Genomic DNA, 21,325 nt, shown 5'->3' with positions numbered 1-21,325 from the left:
CATGAAAATTTACCGTATTTTATTCATTTTTCGCATTGTTTGATCAAATGCACCTTACTGATATGAAAACTTATGAACAGTGTGGTTTTATGAACTCAGTCGCTCAAAGAAAACGGATCCTTGTTAAAGTTCGCGGTGACGTCAGAACAATAATATCGGATCAATAATGAAACTAAGTAACCTAACAATAAAATCCAAACTCGCGTCGATTGTCTTATTGTCGGCAATTCTTATCGCGATGGCTTGCGCATACAACTTACTGCAACAACGTAACTCCTCAATGCTGGAGCGCCAAGACAAACTTCAAGCGCAGGTCGAATCTGTGCTCAGTTTGACTCAGCATTACTACAATCAACGTCAAACCCTTGGAGACGAGACCGCTAAACAGCAAGCGCTCAAAGCGATTGAAGCCATCCGATACGATGGCAATAATTATTTCTGGATTGTTGACCAGCAAACACGTGTCGTTCAGCACCCGCTCAAACCTGAGCTGAATGGCAAAACGGCCAAAAACTTTACCGATGGTTCGGGTAAGCACCACTGGCAGGAAATGGTGGCCATTTCAAACACACCAGCGCAGAAAGGTTTCCTAGACTATCAATGGAAAAGCCCTCAAGGCGCGCTGAAAGATAAGATCTCTTACGTGCAACTTTTTCCTGAATGGGGATGGGTTATTGGCTCTGGCATTCTGGTCTCTGACATTCAGGAGGCCTTTTACGCACTTGCTATCAAAGAGACCGTCGTAGCACTTATCCTGACTGGGCTTCTGTTCGCCATGGGTTACGTGATCTCAAATAATATCCTTATCCCTCTAGAAAAACTCATCACCCACATGCACAACATCGCCGATGGAGATTTGCGAGGTCGTCTTAACCTTGCACGTAAAGATGAGCTAGGTGATATGGGTAAGCAAATGGATAAAATGCTCGATAAGCTGCAAACCACCCTCAGCACCGCCCATGACTCGGCGATTCAATCAAGTACCATGGCGAGTCAAATTGCTCAAGCCAGTGAAGAAGCTGCCACCAGCGTCAACTCTCAGCATAGCCAACTAGAGTTGCTCTCGACCGCAATGACCGAGATGAGCGCAACAATTTCGGATGTTGCCACAAATGCAGAAAACACCTCAGAAAGTACAGGCAAAGTGGTCAACCACGTTCAAGTCAACGATGAAGCAATGAAGGTTACATCAAAGTCGATTGCGCATGTTTCTGACAATATCTCTCTCGCCAATGATTTGGTTCGCGGTTTGCAAGCTGGGGTTAACGAAATCAGCAATGTGGTTGAAGTCATCCGTGACGTCTCTGAGCAAACCAACCTACTCGCGCTCAATGCGGCGATTGAAGCGGCGCGTGCTGGTGAACAAGGCCGAGGCTTTGCCGTTGTCGCGGATGAGGTCCGCAATCTCGCGAGCCGCACGCAAAATTCAACCAATGAAGTACAGTACACCATTGAGAAGCTAACTGAACAAGCAAACAAAACCTTCGAAGCAATGCAAACAAGTAATGAAAATGTCGCTCAAAGCGTTGAATCCTCGGAAAACACTCGAAAGCAGTTAGATTTAATTGTGGTTGAAATGCAAAACGCCAACGATATGGTGGCGCAAATCGCCGCCGCATCAGAGCAGCAGAGCGCCGTTGCCACAGAGATGAATGAAAACGTGACAGGCATCCATCTTGCCGCAAACGAAGTGCTCCAAGCGTCACAATCGCTCGCACAAGACAGCCAAGCCATGGCCAACACCGCCGAGCACCTCAATGATCAGCTGAAGTATTTTAAGGTTTGACCCTGACAAACTTCAGATTGGCGCAGCTACCGCCGCAATGGCGGTCGCTGTTTATCCAAACAACGGTGCAACTAAACACTTTTTATTCAGAGCCTGCGGGATAACTGGCGGCTTATTCGTAAGTATCAAGAAATGTTATTAGCGCCGCTTCATCAATAATCTCAAGCCCCTGTTCTCCCTTTTTGATCAATCCCTTATCCATCAAATCTTTTACGGCTCGGCGATAAACTCGCCCTGAGGTACCAAAGCGTTCCGCTTCTTGGTTTACTTTATCGAATCCACCAAGCAAGGTGTTGGTCTGTTTTTGCACCAGCAAGTCATAAGCGATGTTGTAGGTGATCGGATGTAACAAGCGATTAGTGTAGATATCCATTGAATCTTGATAATCCTCTGCCAAGGCAGAAGCAAAAAAGAACATCATGTCAGGTTGCTGATGCAGTGCCTCAGTCAGTTTTTGAATACAGATGATGTCCACTTGCATGTGTTCATCTGCCACTACATTCCACTGGCAGGGTGTCTGAGTGAAGTACTCCATTTCACCATAAAGATGGTAATCGCAATTGGCTTCGCCCAGTTGAAAACGACGACCGTTGGCAGCAATGATGCTCATCGAAACTCGACCGACTGGTACAACGTACAGATATTGAAGCTGCTCACCTTGGCGAAGGATCTCCTCACCAGAATCAAAATAGCGACTGCCGATTTGGCATTGAAAGATTAAGTCACGAAACTCGGCGCTTTTCTGCTCTAGAAAGCGTTGGAAACGTCCAGTGGGGTAAGGGCTTATTTTCACGTGAGTTTCTCTTTAATGACAACAATCTCAAATAGATTGTACTCGTTCGATCAACTTGATGACAGCCAATAAAAAAGCGACACCAAAGTGCCGCTTCAATAATTAGCTAAGCTGTGATCAAGTTAACTTTGCGCAATCAAGGCTTCAAGAGCAGCATAAGATGCCAAGCGCTCCCCTTCCATCATGACTTGCGCTTCGTCTACGTACTGCCCTACGCCTTCCTTCACATCTTGTTGATACAAAACCACATTGTTCAAAATGGAAGCGACGTTTAAACCACGCAGACGACCAACAGTAAACAGCGCTGAGGTTTCCATATCCGCACCAAGAATACCCTTTTTGTTCCAGTACTCGCAGATCGCTTCTTCGTCATCGGTATAGAAGCTGTCATGGGAGCGAACCACACCTAAATGGTAGCGCGCTTCTTGTTCCGCTAAATAGCTGTCGAGCGCTTTGAGTAACGAAAAGCTCGCATAAGCTGGATAAGAAGAACGAACGTAAGCGTTTGACCCCCCTTCATCTCTTACCGCACCTTCTGCCACAATTAACTCACCAAGTTTAATGCCAGATTGCATTGCACCCGCGGATCCGACACGAATCACATCTGTTACACCACACTGTTTTAGCTCTTCTACCGCAATGATCATCGATGGTGCTCCGATACCAGTACTGCACACTGAGACGCGTTGACCTTGATATGTGCCGCTAAACACTCGATACTCACGGTTTTCAGAAACCAGTTCTGCGTTATCAAACAACGCGGCAATGCGGTTTGCTCGATCTGGCTCGCCACACACGATCACTCGAGGGGCTACTTGCGTGCTATCTACGCCAATATGAGGTTGCTTCATCATTGGCTTAACCTTGTGCTGTCGCTTGAGTTAGGGTCTTCTCACCGTTGCGTTTTGCGCTACGTGCCCACTCTCTTGTGCCATTTGCCGCAATGAACATCAGAATCGCATATTGAACCGACATTGCGTACACACCTTGTGTCGCGTAGATGCCAACGCTGATGATATTGATGACTACCCACAGGATCCAGTTCTCAACGTACTTACGTGTCATCAAGATTTGCGCCACGATAGAAAGTACTGTCATGGTTGCATCCCAGAACGGAAATGCATCTGGCTCTAAGACTGGTTCCGATAAACCAGCACCGAACACATTCAAGCTATCGACGGCAATGTTCGCTAACGCAAAGAAGAATGGGTCGATGTAAATCGTTAACATCGCAATCGCAACAATGCTTACTGAACCTGTCGCGATTAGCTTCTGCTTGCTTAACCAACGCACCTCAAGTGTCTCACCTTGGGCATTAGGTCTTGTCCACGCATACCAGCCATAAATGTTGGCGCAGAAGAAGAACAATTGAAGCAGAAGCAATCCGTAAAGCTGAATCTGGAAAAAGATGACGGCAAAAAGTGTAACGTTCAGCAAACCGAATAAGTAGTTGATGGTTTTTTCTTGGCTCGCAAACCAAATACAAAGCAAACCGAAAACCGTACCAAAGGCTTCAATCCAGCTCATTGCATAACCATCACCAATAGGAATGGTAACTAGGGTGTTGTTGATGTCTAACAGGGTAAATAGGTCCATGAAGATGTCCTTTATTATTGTGCTTGGAATGCGCTCATCTTATGGCGTCGCAGCAAACAAAAAGGAGGACATTTGTCCTCCCTTCGATGTACCCGATCATAAATCAGATCAATATTGAGTTAGAAGCTCAGAATACATGGTCATCTAACAGTTGGCTGATTAAAACTATTAAGGTGCCATTTTATACGAATAGTACTATTGCGATACACTAGTACATCGTAATAGAGATACACACTCATCTTCTCCACCGTGAGAAAAACGAAAAAGCCCCAGCATTTCTGCTGGGGCTTAGAATGTGGCGGTGAGTGAGAGATTCGAACTCTCGATACGTTGCCGTATACACACTTTCCAGGCGTGCTCCTTCAGCCACTCGGACAACTCACCGAATCAAATTGTGGTTAGCATCATTGGCTAACGAGGCGCTAATTTAATGATTCTATTGGGTTAGGTCAAGCCTAAAGAGGAAAAAAAGCGCCTTAGCGTGATTGTTTGGTTACTAACTGTCTAAATCGTTGATGATTCGAACACATCAGGCTTCTTGATAGTAGCCAGGCACTCGGAACCACTTGCGGCACATATCTAAGAAGTAGCCATATAGTACACCCATACCGCAAGAAACAACCGCGTTAGAGGTAACCGCAGTGATGATTTGATCGGTAGAAGCGCCAACGGTAAACAGAATCGCTGCATACACTGGTGATTGGAACAAAACGTACGCCACTAGATCAGAGACATTCTTCATTCCACCCGTGTCAGAGAACCTTGCGCCTTGTCGAAGAACGTAATCTCTAAACAAACCATAAGGCCAAGCGATAGCAATATTAACGGGAATCGACAAAGTTCGTGATGCCAGTGACTGCTCAAATGTCATGCCAGAGATCAAAATCTCAATCAACATGCCAGAAACAAAACAGAACACGACCATAGCGAAAGTATCTGCAGCAGCATTGCGAATACAGAAAGGACCTCTTGACTTCATCTACCTAACCAAATAAAAAACCAACAAAAACAACAATCATTAAAACAATCAACCACCAAATGAACATATAGGTAGTTAATGGCGCTATTAGAACACCATTTTTGTAGTTTTTGGTTTTGAATTTAATTAATTTAGGTAAATAAATAACCAGATATGGTGATAAACTTGGTTTGAATCACTAAAACTATTGAAAACGCTCAAAATCAAGCCAATTTATGAAAGTTAGTTACAAAAATTAGTAATTTGCACAGTCAGGATGTCCAAATCTTCTTGAGAAGGGCTTTCTTCCCTCACAAGGCTTTCTTCAATACGCATCAAACAAGCACGCAAAAATGCATCATCTAACTCGCCAATGATCTGTTTGATCTGATTAAACTCCATCAACGCAGCGCTGAATTCGTTGTTCTCTATTGCCATAAAACACTTGAGCAATACCCCTTCTACGCCCTCACCTTCAGCCTCGTTTTGCGACTTAAGCAAGCTTGGTTTGTACTGGTACAGCTTATCTGCGTATGCGAACAGAGCGTCATCGAGATCCGTTTCATCGACAGGCTTTGAGACAATGTAGTCAACGCCTACACCCAACATACGTTCTCTGGTCTCTTTAAAGACATCCGCCGTACAGCCGAAGATTAAGATTTTGGCTTTGCTGTCGTGTAGACCTCGGATAGCCGTTGTCGATTCAACACCGTCCATAACGGGCATGTGATTGTCCATTAAGACGAGATCATATTCCCCTGTTGCCACCGCATGCACCGCCAGCTCACCATTTTCCACACAATCACAAACAAAACCTTTGCTGGACATAAAGGTGGTCAGAATGATGGCGTTGGTTCGGTTGTCCTCAACAATCAAAGCTCTCAACCCGTTGTAGCTCAGTTTTTTATGTTCAGTCACTGTGGTTAACGCTGGCTCACAAGACTCCATTTTGAGTTGAACTTCAAAGCAAGATCCGATGCCAACCTCGCTGGTAAGGTGAATATCGCCATCCATCAGTTCACACAATTGTTTAACAATGGCAAGACCAAGCCCTGTTCCCCCAAATCTCCGCGTTGTGGATGACTCTGCTTGCTCAAACGGCTTAAAGATTTTTTCTTGCGACTCTTTGGCTATGCCAATCCCAGTATCTCTCACTCGAATATGTAGATAGTCGACACCATTTGCACGCTTTTCGGTGAAGTAAACTTCAACATACCCCCTTGAAGTAAACTTGACCGCGTTGGTCAGCAAGTTGAACAAGATTTGCCGCAGGCGAGCTTTATCCGAACGATACCAACGACCTTGAGGCACCTCAGAGATCACTTTAAATTGCAGACCTTTTTCAGAACACAACGTGAAATAAACGCTGTTGATACTGCCTATGATCGATTCAAGTGGGAATGGCTGGTGCTCCAACTCAAGATGTCCTTGCTCAATTTTAGAGAAATCCAAGATCTCATTAAGTAAGGTCATCATGTGATCGCCGGATTCATAGAGTGTTTTGAGATGCTTGCGCTGCTCTTCGGTCAAATCCGTTTTTAACAGAATTTGTGCGGTACCCAATACACCATTCATAGGAGTGCGAATTTCATGCGATAGCGTGGCTAGAAAGGCACTTTTGGCTTTGGTCGATGCCTGCGCTTTTACCTTCTCAGCTTCTAGAAAAACGGTTTTTTGATTAAATTTGTCAATGAGGTGTCTAATTTCATCATTGCTGTCATACGTAATATCAATTATCCCACCGCGTTTTGAGTCATCAACTTTCTTAGCAATCAACACAATGGGCGCGATAAGAAAGCGGTTGATAAGAAGATAACCAAGCATGACACATGCCAGCATGATGGGAACAATTCCCAGCTCGACATTTCTTACTACATCGTAAACTTGTTCCGCAACCAGACGCTTCGCATTAACTACATCTACACTCCAGTTGAAATCTCCAAAGGTGTGTTGGCTGATGTATATATCGTCCACCAGTTGGAAGTTATGCTCGGTAATTACGTACCCATAGGAGTCTTTTAGTATTACACCCAACTCATATTCTTCTGCGTGCTTCCTGACAAACGAAACTAAATTTTCGAGGGATAAATCGACCGTTGCGACGCCAGCAAACACACCATCAATATAGTATGGCGATGATGCGCTGATCATTTGCACCTGAGTAAAAGGATCAATATAGACCTGAGACCAAACCGTGGTACCTACTGGTTTATTGACCACCGAGGTATACCACGCTTCGTTGTCGTAACCACCCGATTCTGGGTTATCCCATGAATAGACACGATCAACGACACCATCACCAGCTCGATTGAAAAAGATGCTTTTGTATGCCACGTCTTTATCGATAGAACGAGGCACTGGCCAAAGCCCGCCACTCACGGTCAAACCGTCCGTTAACGAAAAGAGCTTGAAAAGTAGCTCGGCTTGATGCGATTGCGTTTCATGGTTGCTGCCGATGGTAACTACGGCCTGAAGAATCCCTAGAGAGCTGTTAATTGGCTCTCGAATTTGAGCTGAAATCAGCTCGGTTCTAAGATCGAGATTGCGTTCCAACTGCATTCGCGTCGGTGGCTCAACTACCCGATAGCTGATGGTGCCAATTAAGGTCACCACCACAGCAAGATAAAATGCTAAAGCGTAAATGCTTTTCCGTTTGAGCGAATAACTTCTTTCCATAACCAACTGAATTTTTGTCGTTTACCAAAAATTATAGTGAATAATTGAACCCTTCAACCTTTTTATCGGATAGTGAGCCTGTTACCATGGCGCAATCACTACTCAATCACATTTATGGTATTTACCTTGAGCTTACAAAACCTTCTTGCTCTTCCTGAGCTTCAAGACAAGCTAATCAATCAAGCTAAAACTCATGGCTTTGTCACGGCAATGGCGACGGCGCCAAACATTCTTCCTCCTGAAGAGTGGCTCCCGTTTTTATGGGGGGGCGAAGAAGTGGCGCCATTTTCGGATGGTGAGCAATTTGAAACCTATGTTGAATTGATTGTCGCTCTTTGGAATGAATACCGCCCTGCACTTCTCAGTAACGAGTGGCAATGGCCGCAAGAGTGCGCATTGGATGAGGAAGAAATCGTCAATGAAGCGACGCGTGATTTCTGTGAAGGCTTTCTCCAAGGTTGGCAGTTAGCGCGAGATGATTGGGAAACCATCATGCCAGAAGATAGCGAGGACAGTGCACTGCTCGGTGGCGTGTTGCTTTCACTGAGTATGCTCTACGACCCAGAGACATCGATAGCCACTCTCGCAGAGCAAGGAATGGAGGGTTTAGAGCAGTTCGAAGAGATCTTTAATTCTGTTCCTATGATGCTGTGCGGCTTAACCATGCGTGGTGCAGCGCTGACCGAAGAAGCTTAACCGCTTTTTAGCCGCCATACTGTTGGCGGCTTTTTTAACTCTATATATCCCTGCCGAATAACAAACACGCTGATTTATTCCCCAAACGACACCAATCTCACCATTTTATAAAACAACCATTACAATCCATTAATTTCTTTGTTAGTATCCGCGCCGTTTTTGGTTAACTGATTGTAATAATGCAAATAACAAGGATTTCGCAAAGAAAACGGAGAGTAATGTCGTTATACGTCATTGCCGCTTTGCTATTCCAGCTCTATTTGCTTGCCACGCTGTCACTTAACCCATCACAAGTCCACAACAATAACTGGCTAGCGCAAGCGCAGGGTGAGAAAGTCTTACTCTGTACCGCAGACGGCTTTAAATGGGTGGACATCAACGAACTGATCGAAGATAACAACAGCGCTACGCTCGATAGCAACGAGATACACGATCCGTTGAAGTTCAGCTGTCCACTGCTGGATGTGTGCAAACTTTCTATTCTCATCATGGCCATTGTCTTGGCAGCTATCGCTTTGTGGCTATGCCGAGTCAACACCCGCAGCATTGCTTCACCTTTACTGCTTTGCCAACGTAAGTTCTATCTGTCGGTGGCTCCCAAGCAGTCTCCACCTTTGGCTTTCCTCGCTTAATTGGCCTTATCGGCCTACTTAAAAACCCTCAAAAATACAATATTCGCCGCGATGCTATGACCTCGAGGCGCTGGCTTGCGTTGCTTTTAACCAATCGATAATACGCATGCCAGAAACAAGGAAGGAAAGTCCATGTTCAACCAATCTAACAGCTCGCAGATGATTGCAGCTTCTCTCTTCGTCGGTTTCATTGCTGGTTGCGGAGGCGGCTCTGGCTCAGATTCGCCATCAGCAGAGCAGCGCTCACTGCAACCCGTCACCTTAACCTTTAACGCTCGTGTCGGCGAACACCCAGTTGAGTGTCGTCAAATGGATGATGCACTGGCAGGCACCACGAATGTTAACCCTGAGTTTAAAGACGCTCGCCTATATCTGTCAGACATTCAACTTATCAACGACAATGGCGATAAGACCGCAGTGCAACTTGAACAAGATGGTAAATGGCAGTACCAAAATGTCGCCCTACTCGACTTCGAAACTGGCGCAGATAGCTGCGCAAACGGTAACGAGTCGATCAATACACAAATTAAAGGCTACGTCCCACAAGGAGATTACTCGGGAGTGCGCTTCACCATTGGTGTTCCTACCGAGCTGAATCATTTTGGTATCGATGGCGACGATGCGGTCTCCCCGTTGGATGTGATGGGCATGAATTGGAGCTGGCAAAACGGCCATAAGCATCTGCGTTTAGATGTCTCAGGTTGGAATATTCATTTAGGTACTACAGGGTGTGAAGTGCTCGACGCTGAAAACGAAATCATCAACTGCGCGACCTCTCGTCCTAATCGCCCGACTTATCAGTTTGATAGCTACAACGTTAAAGATCACACCATAGTGTTTGACTATCAAAAGTTGGTCGCAAACAGCGATATTAGCGCCAATACCGCCAATACTCCTCCGGGCTGTATGTCTTCCAGTAGCGATCCAGATTGTCAGGGCATCTTCGACAATTTAGGGCTTGATCTTGTCACAGGTCAATGCGTTGCTGATGATTGTAGCAGTGCGCAATCTTGGGTGTCAGTGGAGTAATCAATATGCCAGCAGACCTTAAGTTTGCTTTGCTGGCATTGCTTGCGATCGCATTGGTCGCGGGCTGTGGCAGTGAATCCAATTATACGGTAGAGCCGCAAAGCTCAGTGAACGCGTACGGTTTCGACTATCAAACGGGCGCGCTTCCTTTGCCTAAAGAGCCTGCAGAGAATCCCGCAACGGAAGAAAAGTTCCAGCTTGGTCGCCATCTATTCTATGACGTTCGATTGTCGGGCAATCAAACCATGTCGTGCGAATCTTGCCACCAGCAAGCGCTGGCTTTTTCTGATGGGGTAAAAGTGCCCACTGGCTCGACGGGAGAAGTGCTGCATAGAAACTCACAAACTCTGACCAATATCGCCTATAACGCGTCGTACACATGGGCTAATCCGATCCTCAAGGAGATTGAGCAGCAATTGGTGATCCCGCTCTTTGGTGAGTTCCCAGTCGAGATGGGCATCAACGATAGCAACCGAGAGACCATTTTACAGCGCTTTCGCGATGACGTTTTGTATCAAGAGTTGTTCAATAACGCCTTTCCTAATCAACAAGACAGTTTTACGTTCCCCAACGTGATTAAAGCGTTGGCCGTATTTAACCGAGCTTTGATCTCCAAAGATTCGCCTTTTGATCGCGGCACAATGAGCAGCTCTGCAATGCGGGGCCAAGACCTGTTCAACAGCGAGAAGATGGAGTGTTTTCATTGCCATAATGGGTTCAATTTCAGCGACTCTACCTTGCATGATGGTTCAGTGTTTGTGTCCAGGCCCTTCTTTAATACCGGCTTATACAACCTTGACTCACAAGGCAGTTACCCAATTGAAGATAACGGCCTGTTTAGCGTCACCCAAAACCCAAGCGATAAAGGTAAATTCCGACCACCAACGCTAAGAAACGTCGCCTTTACCGCGCCATACATGCACGATGGAAGTATCGCGAGTTTAGCGGAAGTGCTCGACTTTTATGCCAATGGCGGTCGAAACATCACCTCAGGTGAACATCAAGGTGACGGGCGCATTAATCCCAATAAGAGTGAGTTTGTTAAGGGTTTCACGCTCAGCGCACAAGAAAAGCAAGACATGTTGGCATTTCTCCACGCTTTAAGCGACCCCGTATTCATTAGTAACCCTCGTTACGCCAACCCATTCGTTGCAGAGGTAAGCCAATGAAAGTCATAAACATCGCAACCGCTTTGTGCGCCTTTTCAAGCGTAGCAAGTGCAAACCCGATTGAACCTATCTGGCAACAGGTTAACCTCCAGTCCAATCTGTTTGCCCAGTTCGGCTATTACCAAACCAGCCGGGAAGAGCCGTATTCAGTCCCCGGCGTGATGACTGATGCGCACGTTTCCCACCATGAACAAGGGTTGCAACTAATGCATGGCGAGCTGGGATTGTTAGCCAGCTTAGATCAGATTTTAGCGGCCAAATTAGTGGTTGGAAGTCACCACGGAGAAGCTATCGAGATTGAAGAGCTGTGGCTACAACCTTACCTTCATCAAAACTGGACACTGCGTATCGGTCGGCAGCTCAGCCCTATCGGTCTCTATAATGCGACCCATGAGCATGATTGGTCATTTTTAGATCCTACCCTAGCCCAACAGGCGTTCTTGGCTAGTCAATACCAAGATGACAGTGTGCATGTGACCTATGCGACCAATCGCCAAGACCTGACTTTATGGCTCGGCCGGGGCGATCAATTTCCAGCACAAGCCGACTCAGCCTCTCCAGCAGCATTTGGCGTACTTTATCAGTGGTATCAGCTGCGCTCGCAGTACCAGCTGACATTGGTCGCGAGTGCAGCGCAGTTTACGGCTCAGCAGAGAAGCAACCAGCAAGATGATGGACACAGCCACAAGCATACCAGCCAAACCAGTCCGATGACTTTCACAGGAGACACCCAACTAGTGAGTGTGTCTAGCCAACTGAAATGGCAACAGCTGACCTGGGATGTCGAGTGGATGGGACAACGGCTAGACGCAAACCTAGTCGATTCTCAGCAAATCAACACCGAGCTCTCGGCCTTCCAGCAAGGGCTTTCAAGTCAACTGCGATGGCAGAATGACCAATTAGAGTTGGGACTGAGATACGACTGGCTGCACACAGATAATCGAGTCACCAACACCAGTCGAGACTTTGAACAAGCACTAGATGCCAAAGGCCTCACGCCTCAGCGCTACAGTGCCGTTGTTAACTGGCGTTTCGCTCCGATGCAGTTACTGCGACTACAAGCAAATTATGAACAGATAGATGAGCAAAATCAGACGGCGTTCTGGCTTGTCTATCAAGGCAATTTAACTTGGTAATCTGACGATATAAGAAGGTAAATGATGAAAAAATACGCTCAACTGTTCGCCCTAGTGGCAACGCTATTTAGCACTCAGCTGTTCGCCCACGAATACACCGCTGACAGCATGCAAATCGATCACCCATGGAGCCGTGAAGCGCCGCCTAATGCCACGGTCATTGCCGGTTTTTTCCAGTTTAAAAACTTAGCGAGTAAAGACGATTTTCTAATCAGCGCTTCTACACCAATCGCCGATCATGTCGAGATTCACACGCATGAGATGGCGGATGGTGTCATGAAAATGAAGAAAATTGACAGCGTGCGCATTGGCAGCATGAAGACGGTAATGTTTGAGCCAGGGGGTTATCACTTAATGATTTTTAATCCTAAGCAGTCATACAAGCAAGGTGACCGATTCACGATGACGTTGCAATTTAAGCACGCTGGCAAAGTTGAAGTCGAATTAGCGGTTGAAGCGAACGGACACGTACACGCTCATTAAAGAAAAAGCCCCTTAGCGCTGATTCTAAGGGGCTAATCACTTTACATCTAGACTACAAAATCGCGTGAGGAATGTAGCGCGCCATATCTTGGGTAACTAATGATGCGTCTTCCCGAATTGAAATGCCCGCCGCGCGATCATTGACTAACCAACTGCCAACTAGGGTGTAGTTGTCACCAAACTTTGGCAGCGGCGCGTATTGCTGCACAATCGATAAGTCAGATTGGTAAGGCCCGCCCGTCTTAACCATTGAACGCCCCTCTCTTACAATCTCGATGTTCGCCCCCTCGCGGGAAAACAGCGGTTTAATCACATAGTCTTTGAGTGTTGCCGCCTTAGCATCATCACTAAAATAGGCTGGAAGCAAATTAGGATGGCCTTCAAACTCTTGCCACAATAAGGGCAGCAAGGCTTTGTTGGATAGAATAGACTTCCACATTGGCTCTAGCCAGTTCACATTCGCCGTCGCTAAATGAACCGAATACGGATCCTCAAACATAAACTCCCAAGGGTAGAGTTTGAACATCCAACGAATTTCGCGATCATGACTGTCAACAAAGTGGCCTTGTCGGCTAACGCCAATATCTTCGACGTAAACAAAGGCCGTTTGCAAGCCCGCCTCTTTTGCACAATCTTCTAAATATTGAACGGTCCCTTTGTCTTCTTCGGTGTATTTGCAGCAACTAAAGTGAAGTACCTGACCTGGTTGCAAGGTTGAGATCTCTTTAAAGCGTTCGATAAGATAGTCTTGTAGGATATTAAACTGATCGGCGTTTCGCGCCATTGCCCCTTGATTGACCACATCTTCCAACCAGACCCACTGCCAAAACGCGGTTTCGAACAAACTTGTTGGCGTATCGGCATTATTCTCATACAGCTTGGCAGGGCCGCTACCGTTATAAGCGAAATCCAATCGAGAATAGAGCGACGGCTCATTACGCAACCAAGAAGCCCTGATTTGATCCCACATAGCTTCTGGGATCGCGCAACGACGCATCAACTGCTCATCACGCAGAACTTTGTCGACAATGGATAAGCACATTTGATGGATTTCTTCCGTCGGTGCTTCAAGATCTTGCTCAATTTGCTGCAGATTGAACTGATAGAACGCAGACTCATCCCAATACGGTTTATCGTACATCGAATGAAAGCCAAACCCGAACCTTTGCGCGAGGGCTTTCCAGTCTGGTCGCTCTTTGATTTCTCGGCGCAACATAGTTAACCGCCGCGACTGGATGACACAGCTTTACCAAACCCACCACGTGACATCGCGCTGCCGATTGTGCCTCCCCCTTTTTTCAAACTCTTACTGGCAAGAGTAACTGGGGTGATTCTGTGAGAGCCAAAAAACTGCCCGCTGCCTGAGTAATACCCTTTTTTGAAACGGTACATAGGTTGCGAGTAGTAACGTTTTTTGTAGCCATCAAAATCGTCGAGATCGGTTGAATAATAATAACCGCCCATACGGGGGATGTACGAAAAGTAGCGAGAGCTATAATAACAATCATCTTCACGAAAATCGTATTCACACTCACGCTCGGTTTTGTACTTAGGCCCTGTACGCTCTGCTTCCGCCACCGCCTCTTGATAAGCGAGCTCACACTCCTCTGCTTGCTCGGGGTTATTGTTCTTACACTCGTTGCTATCGAGGTAAATCGCTCCTTCTGTCTTAGACTCGTATTGAGAAAAAACCATAAAGGTCCCGAACATCACAAACGGAAAGGCTTTTCCAATCGCCTTTTCCATTGATGGACGTTGAACATTAGAACTGCGTTTCATCATGCCTCCTAGTAAGACATACACGCAGCGTTCAAAACGCCAATCGATACAGAGACTGTCGCCAAAACAATACCTGCTGGCAGCTCGTCATTCTCGACACGCTCAGCAATTTTCGGCACTAAAACAAAGCGTACGATACCAAAAGCGATCATTTGAGCGAACATGGCAACCAATCCCCAAACAGCAAAATCTAAAATGCTGACCGAGTTTTTAGCAGCGCCCGCAATGGCTAAACAGTAACCAAGAAATGCACCGCTTAAGGCGACGGCTGCGGTCGTGTTTTGTTGTTCTTTAATCAGAGTCCACTCATCGTATGGAGTAAGACGAACATAGATAAACTTAAACGCGATCACGAATACGATCGATAATCCAAAGTACAACACAAAGTTTGGGAAGCCCGACAACAGGCCTGCTAACAGTTCCATTATTTTTCCTTATGCATGGAAGACCAATTGAACGAGTCAATGCGTTCATCGGCGATGTAGAAGAGTTTGCTACCAGCTGGAATTGAGCGGTCGAGATCAGGATTCAGCTCTATTCCCTGCCCAACATCGAATGCGATCAACGTCGCTTGGTAGTGTTTTTTGATGAAGCTAAAGACTTGCTCGACCTTAGCTGTAGACTGATCTTGCGGGTATATCGTCGAGTATTGAGTCATACCTCGAGTTGAAGCAAGAAGCTCTTGATGCAAAGCACTCGATCCAGGGTCTACCGCCGCTTTGGCGAGCATTTCGGCACCTACCGCTGGAATGCACTCTGCTCTAGGGCAATGCTGACTCAACAAGTGACCCAAGGCTTCATCCTTAAAGTAAGCCAACAAGTGAGCATCAGGATTGATATTCGCACAATAGAGTGAGGCCGATAAGGTGATATCGTCTTCCAAATTATCCACGATGATGCAGCTTGCACCTTCCACATGGGCCATTTCCATTTGTTGGCTGTCTGTGTAACTGGTCACCTTAACGAATTGGATTTCGCCGGGTAGCGGGTTTTCGATGTCGGAGCGACTGCAAAGCACAATGGGTCGTTTCCCTTCCTCTTCGTGTTGCAACATCCGAATAAGGTGGATAGTACGAGCGTTATTCCAACCCAACAATAAAATATGATTTTCCACGCGAACCCTCCGCTTACCTAAAATACCTGCGCGCCAATATTCAATGGCGCCACTTGCTACACGTCCCAGTAAAGCAGCAAAAAGACTTAAACCACCAGGGATAACGAATAAAACAACAATCCACTTACCTAGGTTACTGCTTGGCGACAGGTCACCATAGCCCACCGTCGAGGCTGTTACCATGAGGTAGTAAACGAAGGTCGCAATATCTTGTGTGAGAGTTTGCTCACCGGCCAGTTTGAGCATTACCCACGAGAGAGCAACATACACCAAACTCAATATAATTAAGTTTCGGTTACTCAAGTGAAAGACATGCGACTTGAACCATTTCTTTACCAATAACCAAACGGTCATAATCACACCACTTCAATTAATTTCGACAGTGAATATAAAGTAAAAAACAGATACAAAAAAACCAGCCAAATCAGCTGGTTTTTAAAATGTGATGCCAATCACCTAATTACGCATTTCCTTTGACTTGCATATTCAGTTGCTCGGCAAAGTCTAGCATTCTGTTTAGTGGAATCAATGACTTAACACGCAGTTCTTCATCAACAAAGATTTCGTGCTCTTTACCACCATCACGCAAGGCTGCTTCAATGGCTTTAAGACCATTCATTGCCATCCACGGACAATGAGCACAGCTACGACAGGTTGCACCCGCACCTGCTGTTGGCGCTTCAATCAGTTCTTTCTCAGGCACTAACTGCTGCATTTTAAAGAAGATGCCTTTGTCGGTCGCGACAATCATCTGTTGATGAGGCAATTCTTTCGCCGCTTTAATCAACTGGCTTGTTGAGCCGACTGCGTCTGCAAGTTCTACAACGCTCGCAGGTGACTCTGGGTGAACAAGAATAGCCGCGTCTGGGTAGACAGACTTCATCTTGCGTAGAGCGTCCGCTGAAAACTCATCGTGAACAATACACTCGCCTTGCCATAGCAACATATCTGCGCCAGTTTTATTCGAGATGTAAGAACCTAGATGGCGGTCAGGACCCCAAATAATCGGCTTATCTTCTGCATCCAGGTGCTCAACAATTTCAAGCGCAATGCTAGAGGTCACAACCCAATCTGCGCGAGCTTTTACCGCCGCTGAAGTATTCGCGTAAACCACAACAGTATGATCTGGGTGTGCGTCACAGAACTCGGTGAACTTATCTGCAGGACAACCCAAATCGAGCGAACACTCTGCTTCCAGTGTTGGCATCAAAATGCGTTTTTCTGGCGTCAGGATCTTTGCAGACTCACCCATAAAGCGAACCCCACCGATGATCAGTGTGCTTGCAGGGTGTCGATTGCCAAACTTCGCCATCTCTAACGAGTCACCAACGAAACCACCCGTCTCTTCTGCAAGGGCTTGGATCTCTGGATCCGTGTAATAGTGGGCAATTAAAACCGCATCTTTCTCTTTCAGAAGCTTTTTAATATTCGCAATATAGGCTTGTTTTTCATCTTCTGTTAGAGGGACTGGTTTTGGAGGAAATGGGTATACAGTATCGATTTTATCTAAAATGTGGCTCATTGCTCTTGCTCTACGCAACTTCCAGTAATCCGAGTATTGTAACCTCAACCGAATCCAAGATGCCAGTACCGACCGGAATTACTTATCGCGCAAAAAGCAAAAAAGGAGTGTCTAACACTCCTTTTGTCGCTAAGTTCTATGAACCTAGTTTTTGATGCGTTCTTTCGCAAGCTTAGCGGACGCACTGCTTGGATACTCATCCAATACTTGTTGGTAGTACTTGTTCGCTTGCTCTGCGTTGTTGTTGCGAGAGGCTATGTCGCCTAACTTAACCAATGCATCCGCACGTTTATTGGAATCTTGGTAAGAAATCACGGCAGCGAAACTCTTCACTGCTTCTTTATCTTGTTTCTTTGCAAAATAAAGTTGGCCTAACCAATAGTGTGAGTTTGGCGTAAATGATGAATCTGGGTAGTCTTTCTGGAACTGCTGGAACGCTGCGATGGCTCCTGTGTAGTCACGTTTCTTCAGAATCAAATCAACAGCATTTTGATACGCCGTTTGCTCATCTGCATTTGAGCTGAATGTGCCACCGGAAGCGGGCGTTTCATTGCCTTCTTGATTGTCGACAACGGCAGGCACCGTATTGACTTGACCGCGAACTTTATCTAGTTCGATAAACAGCTCACGTTGACGTTGCAACATTTGCTGCATGTCGTAATTATTCTTTTCCAGTTGGCCGCGTAATTCGCTGATTTCGAGTGCCATTTCATCCAACTGCTGCTGCATTTGTAGCTGGACGCGGTTGCGGTTTTCTAATAGGCGCTCAAGACGCTGAACTTCGGTTTCGTTCGAGCCAAAAGAAGAGGTTGATGTGGCAGAGTTACTGCTATTGAGATCGGATACTGGAGCTGGTGCAGCGAGCACAGAGCCCGCCGCACTTGCCAGTAACGTAAGCGTAACTACGCGCTTAAGGTTACTGAACATAAGGATAGTCCTTGAATTAGTAGACTAGAACAGCACGACGGTTCTTAGCGTACACATCTTCAGATTGGCCTAGTAGAAGAGGTTTCTCTTCACCGTAGCTAACAATCGAGATTTGATCAGCTTGAACACCTAGTGCTTGAAGGTATTTAGCCACAGCTGTCGCACGACGCTCACCAAGTGCAATGTTGTACTCTGGAGTACCACGCTCGTCCGCGTGACCTTCAACCGTTACTTTAAGAGCTGGGTTTTTGCTTAGGTATGCCGCGTGTGCTGCAAGCATCTCTTCGTAGTCGCCAGCGATAGTCGCATTGTCAAACGCAAAGTAGATAGTTTGAGTTTCGCGCAGTGCTTGCTCTTTAAGCTCTTGCTCGGTTAGTAGACCGTTCTGATCGATTGGTGAAACCACTGTACCGTCAGTTGTTTGAGCTTGGTTTGTTTCTGTAGAGCCAGAAGCGTTAGCCGCGTCGTCGCTTGAACTACAAGCTGTAACTGCTAGAACTGGTAGCGCAATGAGTAGCCCTTTAAGAACTTTGTTTAGTCGCATTGATATATTTTCCTTACTTTTTGATACTTACTTGCTACAAAAACGGTGACCATGCGGGCGCACGAACTCGTCCATTTGTTGCCGGTAATCGAGCTTTAAAGCGTCCATCAATTGAAACCATCGACAACACGTTGGCTTTGTTATAGATAGAGCTATAAATAACCATTCCGCCATTTGGCGCAATGCTTGGTGACTCATCAAGTAGAGTCTGAGTTAAAATTTGTACCGCACCTGTCTCGAGATCTTGCTTCGCTAAATTGAAACCTGCATTACTGCGGTTAACCATCACAAGGAACCGACCATCTGGAGTGATTTGCCCGCCCAAGTTTTGAGTGCCTTGCCAAGTGAGACGATTTGGAGAACCACCCGCCAAGTCAACTTGATAGATCTGTGGACGCCCACCGCGGTCCGACGTAAAGATAAGGGATTTACCATCCGGATGCCAATACGGTTCAGTATTATTTGAACGGCCACGAGTAATTTGAGTCAATTTGCGCGTTTTCAAGTCCAAAGTGTAGACTTGAAGGCTACCCGTTTTAGACAAAACTAACGCTAAGCTATTGCCATCAGGAGAAAATCTTGGCGCACCATTGTGACGAGGGTATGACGTAACCTTCTCTCGCTCACCGGTATAAATATTCATTATGAAGATTTCAGCTTGACCATTTTGGAAGCTCACATAGGCGAGTTTTTTGCCATCAGGAGACCAAGCTGGCGACATAAGCGGTTGCTTAGAACGCAGAACTAGGCGTTCGTTATAGCCATCGTAATCCGAGACACGCAGCTGGTATGGGAATTTCTGATCCTTATCATTAACGACAACATAAGCGATGCGAGTTAAAAACGCACCACGCTCGCCCGTCAGTTCTTGATAAACCAAGTCTGAGATACGGTGGGCGTATTCACGTAAACGATCCCCTGGTACCGTTGCTTGCTTGTTGAAAAGCACGTGGTCTTTGGATAGGACCAATTGTCCATCTGGGCTTAGCGCTTTGCTTTGACCTTGAGTCAGTTGACCGCGAACCACATCGACCAATTGATAATTGATGACATAGTTACCCTCTGCATTTTGTGTGATCGTCCCCGTAAGCAAGGAATCCACACCGAGCCCAGTCCAAGCATCAAAATTGACTTCTGCCTCACTGTAAGGTGTTTGCGGCATTCTGTTGGTAGCAATAGGGCTGAACTTACCACTGCGCTGTAGATCGGAGGCAACCACAGCAGATACATCTTGAGGAAGTTTACTCGCGCCTTCCCATTTAAAAGGCACAATCGCAATTGGGCGAGCCGAATCAATGCCATCCGTAATGACAAGCTCGAGTGCGGCGTGAGCCACGTTGGAGAGACTTGCACAAATAACAAGAACTCCAGTCATAAGGCGTTTAATCACGTCATATTCCTTAATTTAGTAATCAACAGTTAAGTTAATATCGCGAATCTTATCAATAATGTCCCGATCTTTCGGCATCGGGAAGTTACCTACTTGGCTGACCGCACTCTTAGCAGCGGTACAAAGACGGGCGTCACCATTAAGTACAGAAACACTACTCACAATACCGTCCGTTCCTGTCGGAACCAACTTTACGTTCAACCTACACGACTTTCCCACTAAGTAGTCATCCTTAATGATGCGACTTTGAATAAGTTGGGTATATATCGCCGCGTATCGACTCACTTCTGAGTTTATGTGCTGGTTTCGTGCAGAACTGTTTTGCTCAGCTTCGGTTTCTAAACCAGCAAAAATGTCATTGAGCGCCGCTTCTTGCTGTTTTCGCTCTCGCTCTAGCTGCTCTAAGCGCTCTTTTTCTTTGCGTGCTTTTTCTGCGGCTTCTTTTGCGGCTTTCTCTTTCGCTATGCGTTCTTGTTCGGCTTTTTCTGCCGCTTCGCGTTCTCTGCGAGCCTTCTCTTCTGCTGCCTTAGCCGCCTTTTCACGCTCAATACGCTCTTGCTCCGCTTTTGCTACGGCCGCTTCTTTCGCCAAGCGTTCTTGCTCTGCTTTTTTAATTGCCTGCTCTTTGGCTTTGCGCTCTGCTTCTAGCTTGGCTACGCGTTCTTTCTCTTTCTTAGCGCGCAGCTCTTCCTCTTTGCGCTCTTTCTCTTTTGCAATGCGACGCTTTTCTGCCTCACGAGCCGCTTTAGCTTCTTTGGCTTGCTGCTCCTTAAGCTTGCGAATGCGTTCCTCTTCCGCTTTGCGGTTCTTCTCGAGCTGCTCGCTTTCTCGTCTTAGTTTATCAAGACGATCTTGCTCTTTCTTCGCCGCTTCTTGACGTTGATTACGAATTTGCTGAGCTTGCTCGCGTACCCTTGCAGGATCAATCACAACAGCTTGAACCAACTGTCCCGTTGGCTCTGGCTTAGACATGGTAAAATCTGCTCCCCAAATTAGAGCGACAACCAACAGCGCATGCAAAGAAGCCGATATCGCGAGCGGCTTCTTGTAATCACTTTTCTTCTTGGGCTTAATCTCTTTCATACACTAAGAGCG

General features: G+C 46.4%; 21 protein-coding genes and 1 tRNA gene. 7 read left to right on the top strand and 15 right to left on the bottom strand.

The annotated features are described in order from the left end of the window. Positions 1–166: 166 nt before the first annotated feature. Complete coding sequence (locus OH458_RS06140; RefSeq protein ID WP_269977624.1) at positions 167–1,786, top strand: methyl-accepting chemotaxis protein; 1,620 nt, start codon at positions 167–169, stop codon at positions 1,784–1,786. A gap of 112 nt (positions 1,787–1,898) precedes the next feature. On the opposite strand, the gene OH458_RS06135 is transcribed toward OH458_RS06140, so the two are convergent. From OH458_RS06135 to OH458_RS06110, 6 genes are all read right to left on the bottom strand, one after another. After that, positions 1,899–2,579: a Crp/Fnr family transcriptional regulator gene (locus OH458_RS06135; protein ID WP_269977623.1), complete on the bottom strand. Its 681-nt coding sequence runs from the start codon at positions 2,577–2,579 to the stop codon at positions 1,899–1,901. 122 nt (positions 2,580–2,701) lie between these two features. Then, a complete protein-coding gene (locus OH458_RS06130) occupies positions 2,702–3,433 on the bottom strand; it encodes a nucleoside phosphorylase (RefSeq protein WP_269977622.1) in 732 nt (243 codons plus the stop codon). Between the two features lie 4 nt (positions 3,434–3,437). After that, positions 3,438–4,175, bottom strand: coding sequence for a nicotinamide riboside transporter PnuC (pnuC, locus tag OH458_RS06125; protein ID WP_269977621.1), 738 nt, complete (start codon positions 4,173–4,175; stop codon positions 3,438–3,440). A gap of 296 nt (positions 4,176–4,471) precedes the next feature. Continuing rightward, positions 4,472–4,559, bottom strand: a tRNA-Ser gene (locus tag OH458_RS06120). A gap of 145 nt (positions 4,560–4,704) precedes the next feature. Continuing rightward, a complete protein-coding gene (locus tag OH458_RS06115) occupies positions 4,705–5,154 on the bottom strand; it encodes an L-alanine exporter AlaE (protein ID WP_269977620.1) in 450 nt (149 codons plus the stop codon). Positions 5,155–5,376: 222 nt separating this feature from the next. Beyond that, a complete protein-coding gene (locus OH458_RS06110; protein WP_269977619.1) occupies positions 5,377–7,809 on the bottom strand; it encodes a hybrid sensor histidine kinase/response regulator in 2,433 nt (810 codons plus the stop codon). Between the two features lie 126 nt (positions 7,810–7,935). On the opposite strand from OH458_RS06110, the gene OH458_RS06105 reads away from it, so the two are divergent. The 6 genes from OH458_RS06105 to OH458_RS06080 all read left to right on the top strand — a co-directional run bounded on the left by OH458_RS06105 (position 7,936) and on the right by OH458_RS06080 (position 12,954). Continuing rightward, positions 7,936–8,505, top strand: a complete 570-nt coding sequence (locus OH458_RS06105) for a UPF0149 family protein (RefSeq protein ID WP_038214734.1) — start codon at positions 7,936–7,938, stop codon at positions 8,503–8,505. 218 nt (positions 8,506–8,723) lie between these two features. Continuing rightward, a complete protein-coding gene (locus tag OH458_RS06100; protein WP_269977618.1) occupies positions 8,724–9,137 on the top strand; it encodes a hypothetical protein in 414 nt (137 codons plus the stop codon). Between the two features lie 132 nt (positions 9,138–9,269). After that, positions 9,270–10,166 (top strand): MbnP family copper-binding protein, encoded by an 897-nt coding sequence (locus OH458_RS06095; protein WP_269977617.1) that lies wholly within the window; start codon positions 9,270–9,272, stop codon positions 10,164–10,166. Positions 10,167–10,171: 5 nt separating this feature from the next. Continuing rightward, the gene (locus OH458_RS06090) at positions 10,172–11,335 is read left to right on the top strand and encodes a methanobactin export MATE transporter MbnM (protein WP_269977616.1); all 1,164 of its coding nucleotides are present in this window, start codon (positions 10,172–10,174) and stop codon (positions 11,333–11,335) included. Next, positions 11,332–12,471, top strand: coding sequence for a hypothetical protein (locus OH458_RS06085; protein WP_269977615.1), 1,140 nt, complete (start codon positions 11,332–11,334; stop codon positions 12,469–12,471). Before OH458_RS06090 ends, OH458_RS06085 begins: the two co-directional genes overlap by 4 nt. A 24-nt stretch (positions 12,472–12,495) precedes the next feature. Then, positions 12,496–12,954 carry a copper chaperone PCu(A)C gene (locus OH458_RS06080; protein WP_269977842.1) on the top strand — a complete coding sequence of 153 codons (459 nt, stop codon included), beginning with the start codon at positions 12,496–12,498 and terminating at the stop codon, positions 12,952–12,954. 52 nt (positions 12,955–13,006) lie between these two features. On the opposite strand, the gene OH458_RS06075 is transcribed toward OH458_RS06080, so the two are convergent. The 9 genes from OH458_RS06075 to tolA all read right to left on the bottom strand — a co-directional run bounded on the left by OH458_RS06075 (position 13,007) and on the right by tolA (position 21,313). Continuing rightward, positions 13,007–14,170, bottom strand: a complete 1,164-nt coding sequence (locus OH458_RS06075) for a glutathionylspermidine synthase family protein (RefSeq protein ID WP_269977614.1) — start codon at positions 14,168–14,170, stop codon at positions 13,007–13,009. A gap of 2 nt (positions 14,171–14,172) precedes the next feature. After that, on the bottom strand, positions 14,173–14,733 hold the full coding sequence (locus OH458_RS06070; RefSeq protein WP_269977613.1) for a DUF1190 domain-containing protein: 561 nt from the start codon (positions 14,731–14,733) through the stop codon (positions 14,173–14,175). Positions 14,734–14,741: 8 nt separating this feature from the next. After that, positions 14,742–15,158 carry a DUF350 domain-containing protein gene (locus OH458_RS06065; protein ID WP_005470379.1) on the bottom strand — a complete coding sequence of 139 codons (417 nt, stop codon included), beginning with the start codon at positions 15,156–15,158 and terminating at the stop codon, positions 14,742–14,744. Beyond that, positions 15,158–16,201 (bottom strand): ion channel, encoded by a 1,044-nt coding sequence (locus tag OH458_RS06060; protein ID WP_269977612.1) that lies wholly within the window; start codon positions 16,199–16,201, stop codon positions 15,158–15,160. Before OH458_RS06060 ends, OH458_RS06065 begins: the two co-directional genes overlap by 1 nt. A gap of 106 nt (positions 16,202–16,307) precedes the next feature. Continuing rightward, positions 16,308–17,369: a quinolinate synthase NadA gene (gene nadA, locus OH458_RS06055; protein ID WP_269977611.1), complete on the bottom strand. Its 1,062-nt coding sequence runs from the start codon at positions 17,367–17,369 to the stop codon at positions 16,308–16,310. A 144-nt stretch (positions 17,370–17,513) separates the two neighbouring features. After that, entirely contained in the window at positions 17,514–18,296 is a 783-nt protein-coding gene (ybgF, locus tag OH458_RS06050; protein WP_269977610.1) for a tol-pal system protein YbgF, read from the bottom strand. A 16-nt stretch (positions 18,297–18,312) separates the two neighbouring features. Further along, positions 18,313–18,840: a peptidoglycan-associated lipoprotein Pal gene (gene pal / locus OH458_RS06045; RefSeq protein ID WP_005470537.1), complete on the bottom strand. Its 528-nt coding sequence runs from the start codon at positions 18,838–18,840 to the stop codon at positions 18,313–18,315. A 34-nt stretch (positions 18,841–18,874) separates the two neighbouring features. Then, the gene (gene tolB, locus OH458_RS06040; protein ID WP_419723883.1) at positions 18,875–20,215 is read right to left on the bottom strand and encodes a Tol-Pal system beta propeller repeat protein TolB; all 1,341 of its coding nucleotides are present in this window, start codon (positions 20,213–20,215) and stop codon (positions 18,875–18,877) included. A gap of 30 nt (positions 20,216–20,245) precedes the next feature. Beyond that, complete coding sequence (tolA, locus tag OH458_RS06035) at positions 20,246–21,313, bottom strand: cell envelope integrity protein TolA (protein WP_269977609.1); 1,068 nt, start codon at positions 21,311–21,313, stop codon at positions 20,246–20,248. Between the last annotated feature and the right edge of the window lie 12 nt (positions 21,314–21,325).

It is taken from the genome of Vibrio sp. MarTm2, from assembly GCF_027587055.1.
Classification (GTDB): Bacteria; Pseudomonadota; Gammaproteobacteria; order Enterobacterales; family Vibrionaceae; genus Vibrio; species Vibrio sinaloensis_D.
This window is presented reverse-complemented; position numbering and strand designations above follow the sequence as displayed.

What these genes read in the sequence shown, in the direction of transcription:
- OH458_RS06140 (WP_269977624.1), top strand. Translation starts at nt 167, where the DNA reads ATGAAACTAAGTAACCTAACAATAAAATCCAAACTCGCGTCGATTGTC.
- OH458_RS06130 (WP_269977622.1), bottom strand. Translation starts at nt 3,433, where the DNA reads ATGATGAAGCAACCTCATATTGGCGTAGATAGCACGCAAGTAGCCCCT.
- pnuC (WP_269977621.1), bottom strand. Translation starts at nt 4,175, where the DNA reads ATGGACCTATTTACCCTGTTAGACATCAACAACACCCTAGTTACCATT.
- OH458_RS06115 (WP_269977620.1), bottom strand. Translation starts at nt 5,154, where the DNA reads ATGAAGTCAAGAGGTCCTTTCTGTATTCGCAATGCTGCTGCAGATACT.
- OH458_RS06110 (WP_269977619.1), bottom strand. Translation starts at nt 7,809, where the DNA reads ATGGAAAGAAGTTATTCGCTCAAACGGAAAAGCATTTACGCTTTAGCA.
- OH458_RS06100 (WP_269977618.1), top strand. Translation starts at nt 8,724, where the DNA reads ATGTCGTTATACGTCATTGCCGCTTTGCTATTCCAGCTCTATTTGCTT.
- OH458_RS06095 (WP_269977617.1), top strand. Translation starts at nt 9,270, where the DNA reads ATGTTCAACCAATCTAACAGCTCGCAGATGATTGCAGCTTCTCTCTTC.
- OH458_RS06090 (WP_269977616.1), top strand. Translation starts at nt 10,172, where the DNA reads ATGCCAGCAGACCTTAAGTTTGCTTTGCTGGCATTGCTTGCGATCGCA.
- OH458_RS06085 (WP_269977615.1), top strand. Translation starts at nt 11,332, where the DNA reads ATGAAAGTCATAAACATCGCAACCGCTTTGTGCGCCTTTTCAAGCGTA.
- OH458_RS06080 (WP_269977842.1), top strand. Translation starts at nt 12,496, where the DNA reads ATGAAAAAATACGCTCAACTGTTCGCCCTAGTGGCAACGCTATTTAGC.
- OH458_RS06075 (WP_269977614.1), bottom strand. Translation starts at nt 14,170, where the DNA reads ATGTTGCGCCGAGAAATCAAAGAGCGACCAGACTGGAAAGCCCTCGCG.
- OH458_RS06070 (WP_269977613.1), bottom strand. Translation starts at nt 14,733, where the DNA reads ATGAAACGCAGTTCTAATGTTCAACGTCCATCAATGGAAAAGGCGATT.
- OH458_RS06065 (WP_005470379.1), bottom strand. Translation starts at nt 15,158, where the DNA reads ATGGAACTGTTAGCAGGCCTGTTGTCGGGCTTCCCAAACTTTGTGTTG.
- OH458_RS06060 (WP_269977612.1), bottom strand. Translation starts at nt 16,201, where the DNA reads ATGACCGTTTGGTTATTGGTAAAGAAATGGTTCAAGTCGCATGTCTTT.
- nadA (WP_269977611.1), bottom strand. Translation starts at nt 17,369, where the DNA reads ATGAGCCACATTTTAGATAAAATCGATACTGTATACCCATTTCCTCCA.
- ybgF (WP_269977610.1), bottom strand. Translation starts at nt 18,296, where the DNA reads ATGTTCAGTAACCTTAAGCGCGTAGTTACGCTTACGTTACTGGCAAGT.
- pal (WP_005470537.1), bottom strand. Translation starts at nt 18,840, where the DNA reads ATGCGACTAAACAAAGTTCTTAAAGGGCTACTCATTGCGCTACCAGTT.
- tolB (WP_419723883.1), bottom strand. Translation starts at nt 20,215, where the DNA reads ATGACTGGAGTTCTTGTTATTTGTGCAAGTCTCTCCAACGTGGCTCAC.
- tolA (WP_269977609.1), bottom strand. Translation starts at nt 21,313, where the DNA reads ATGAAAGAGATTAAGCCCAAGAAGAAAAGTGATTACAAGAAGCCGCTC.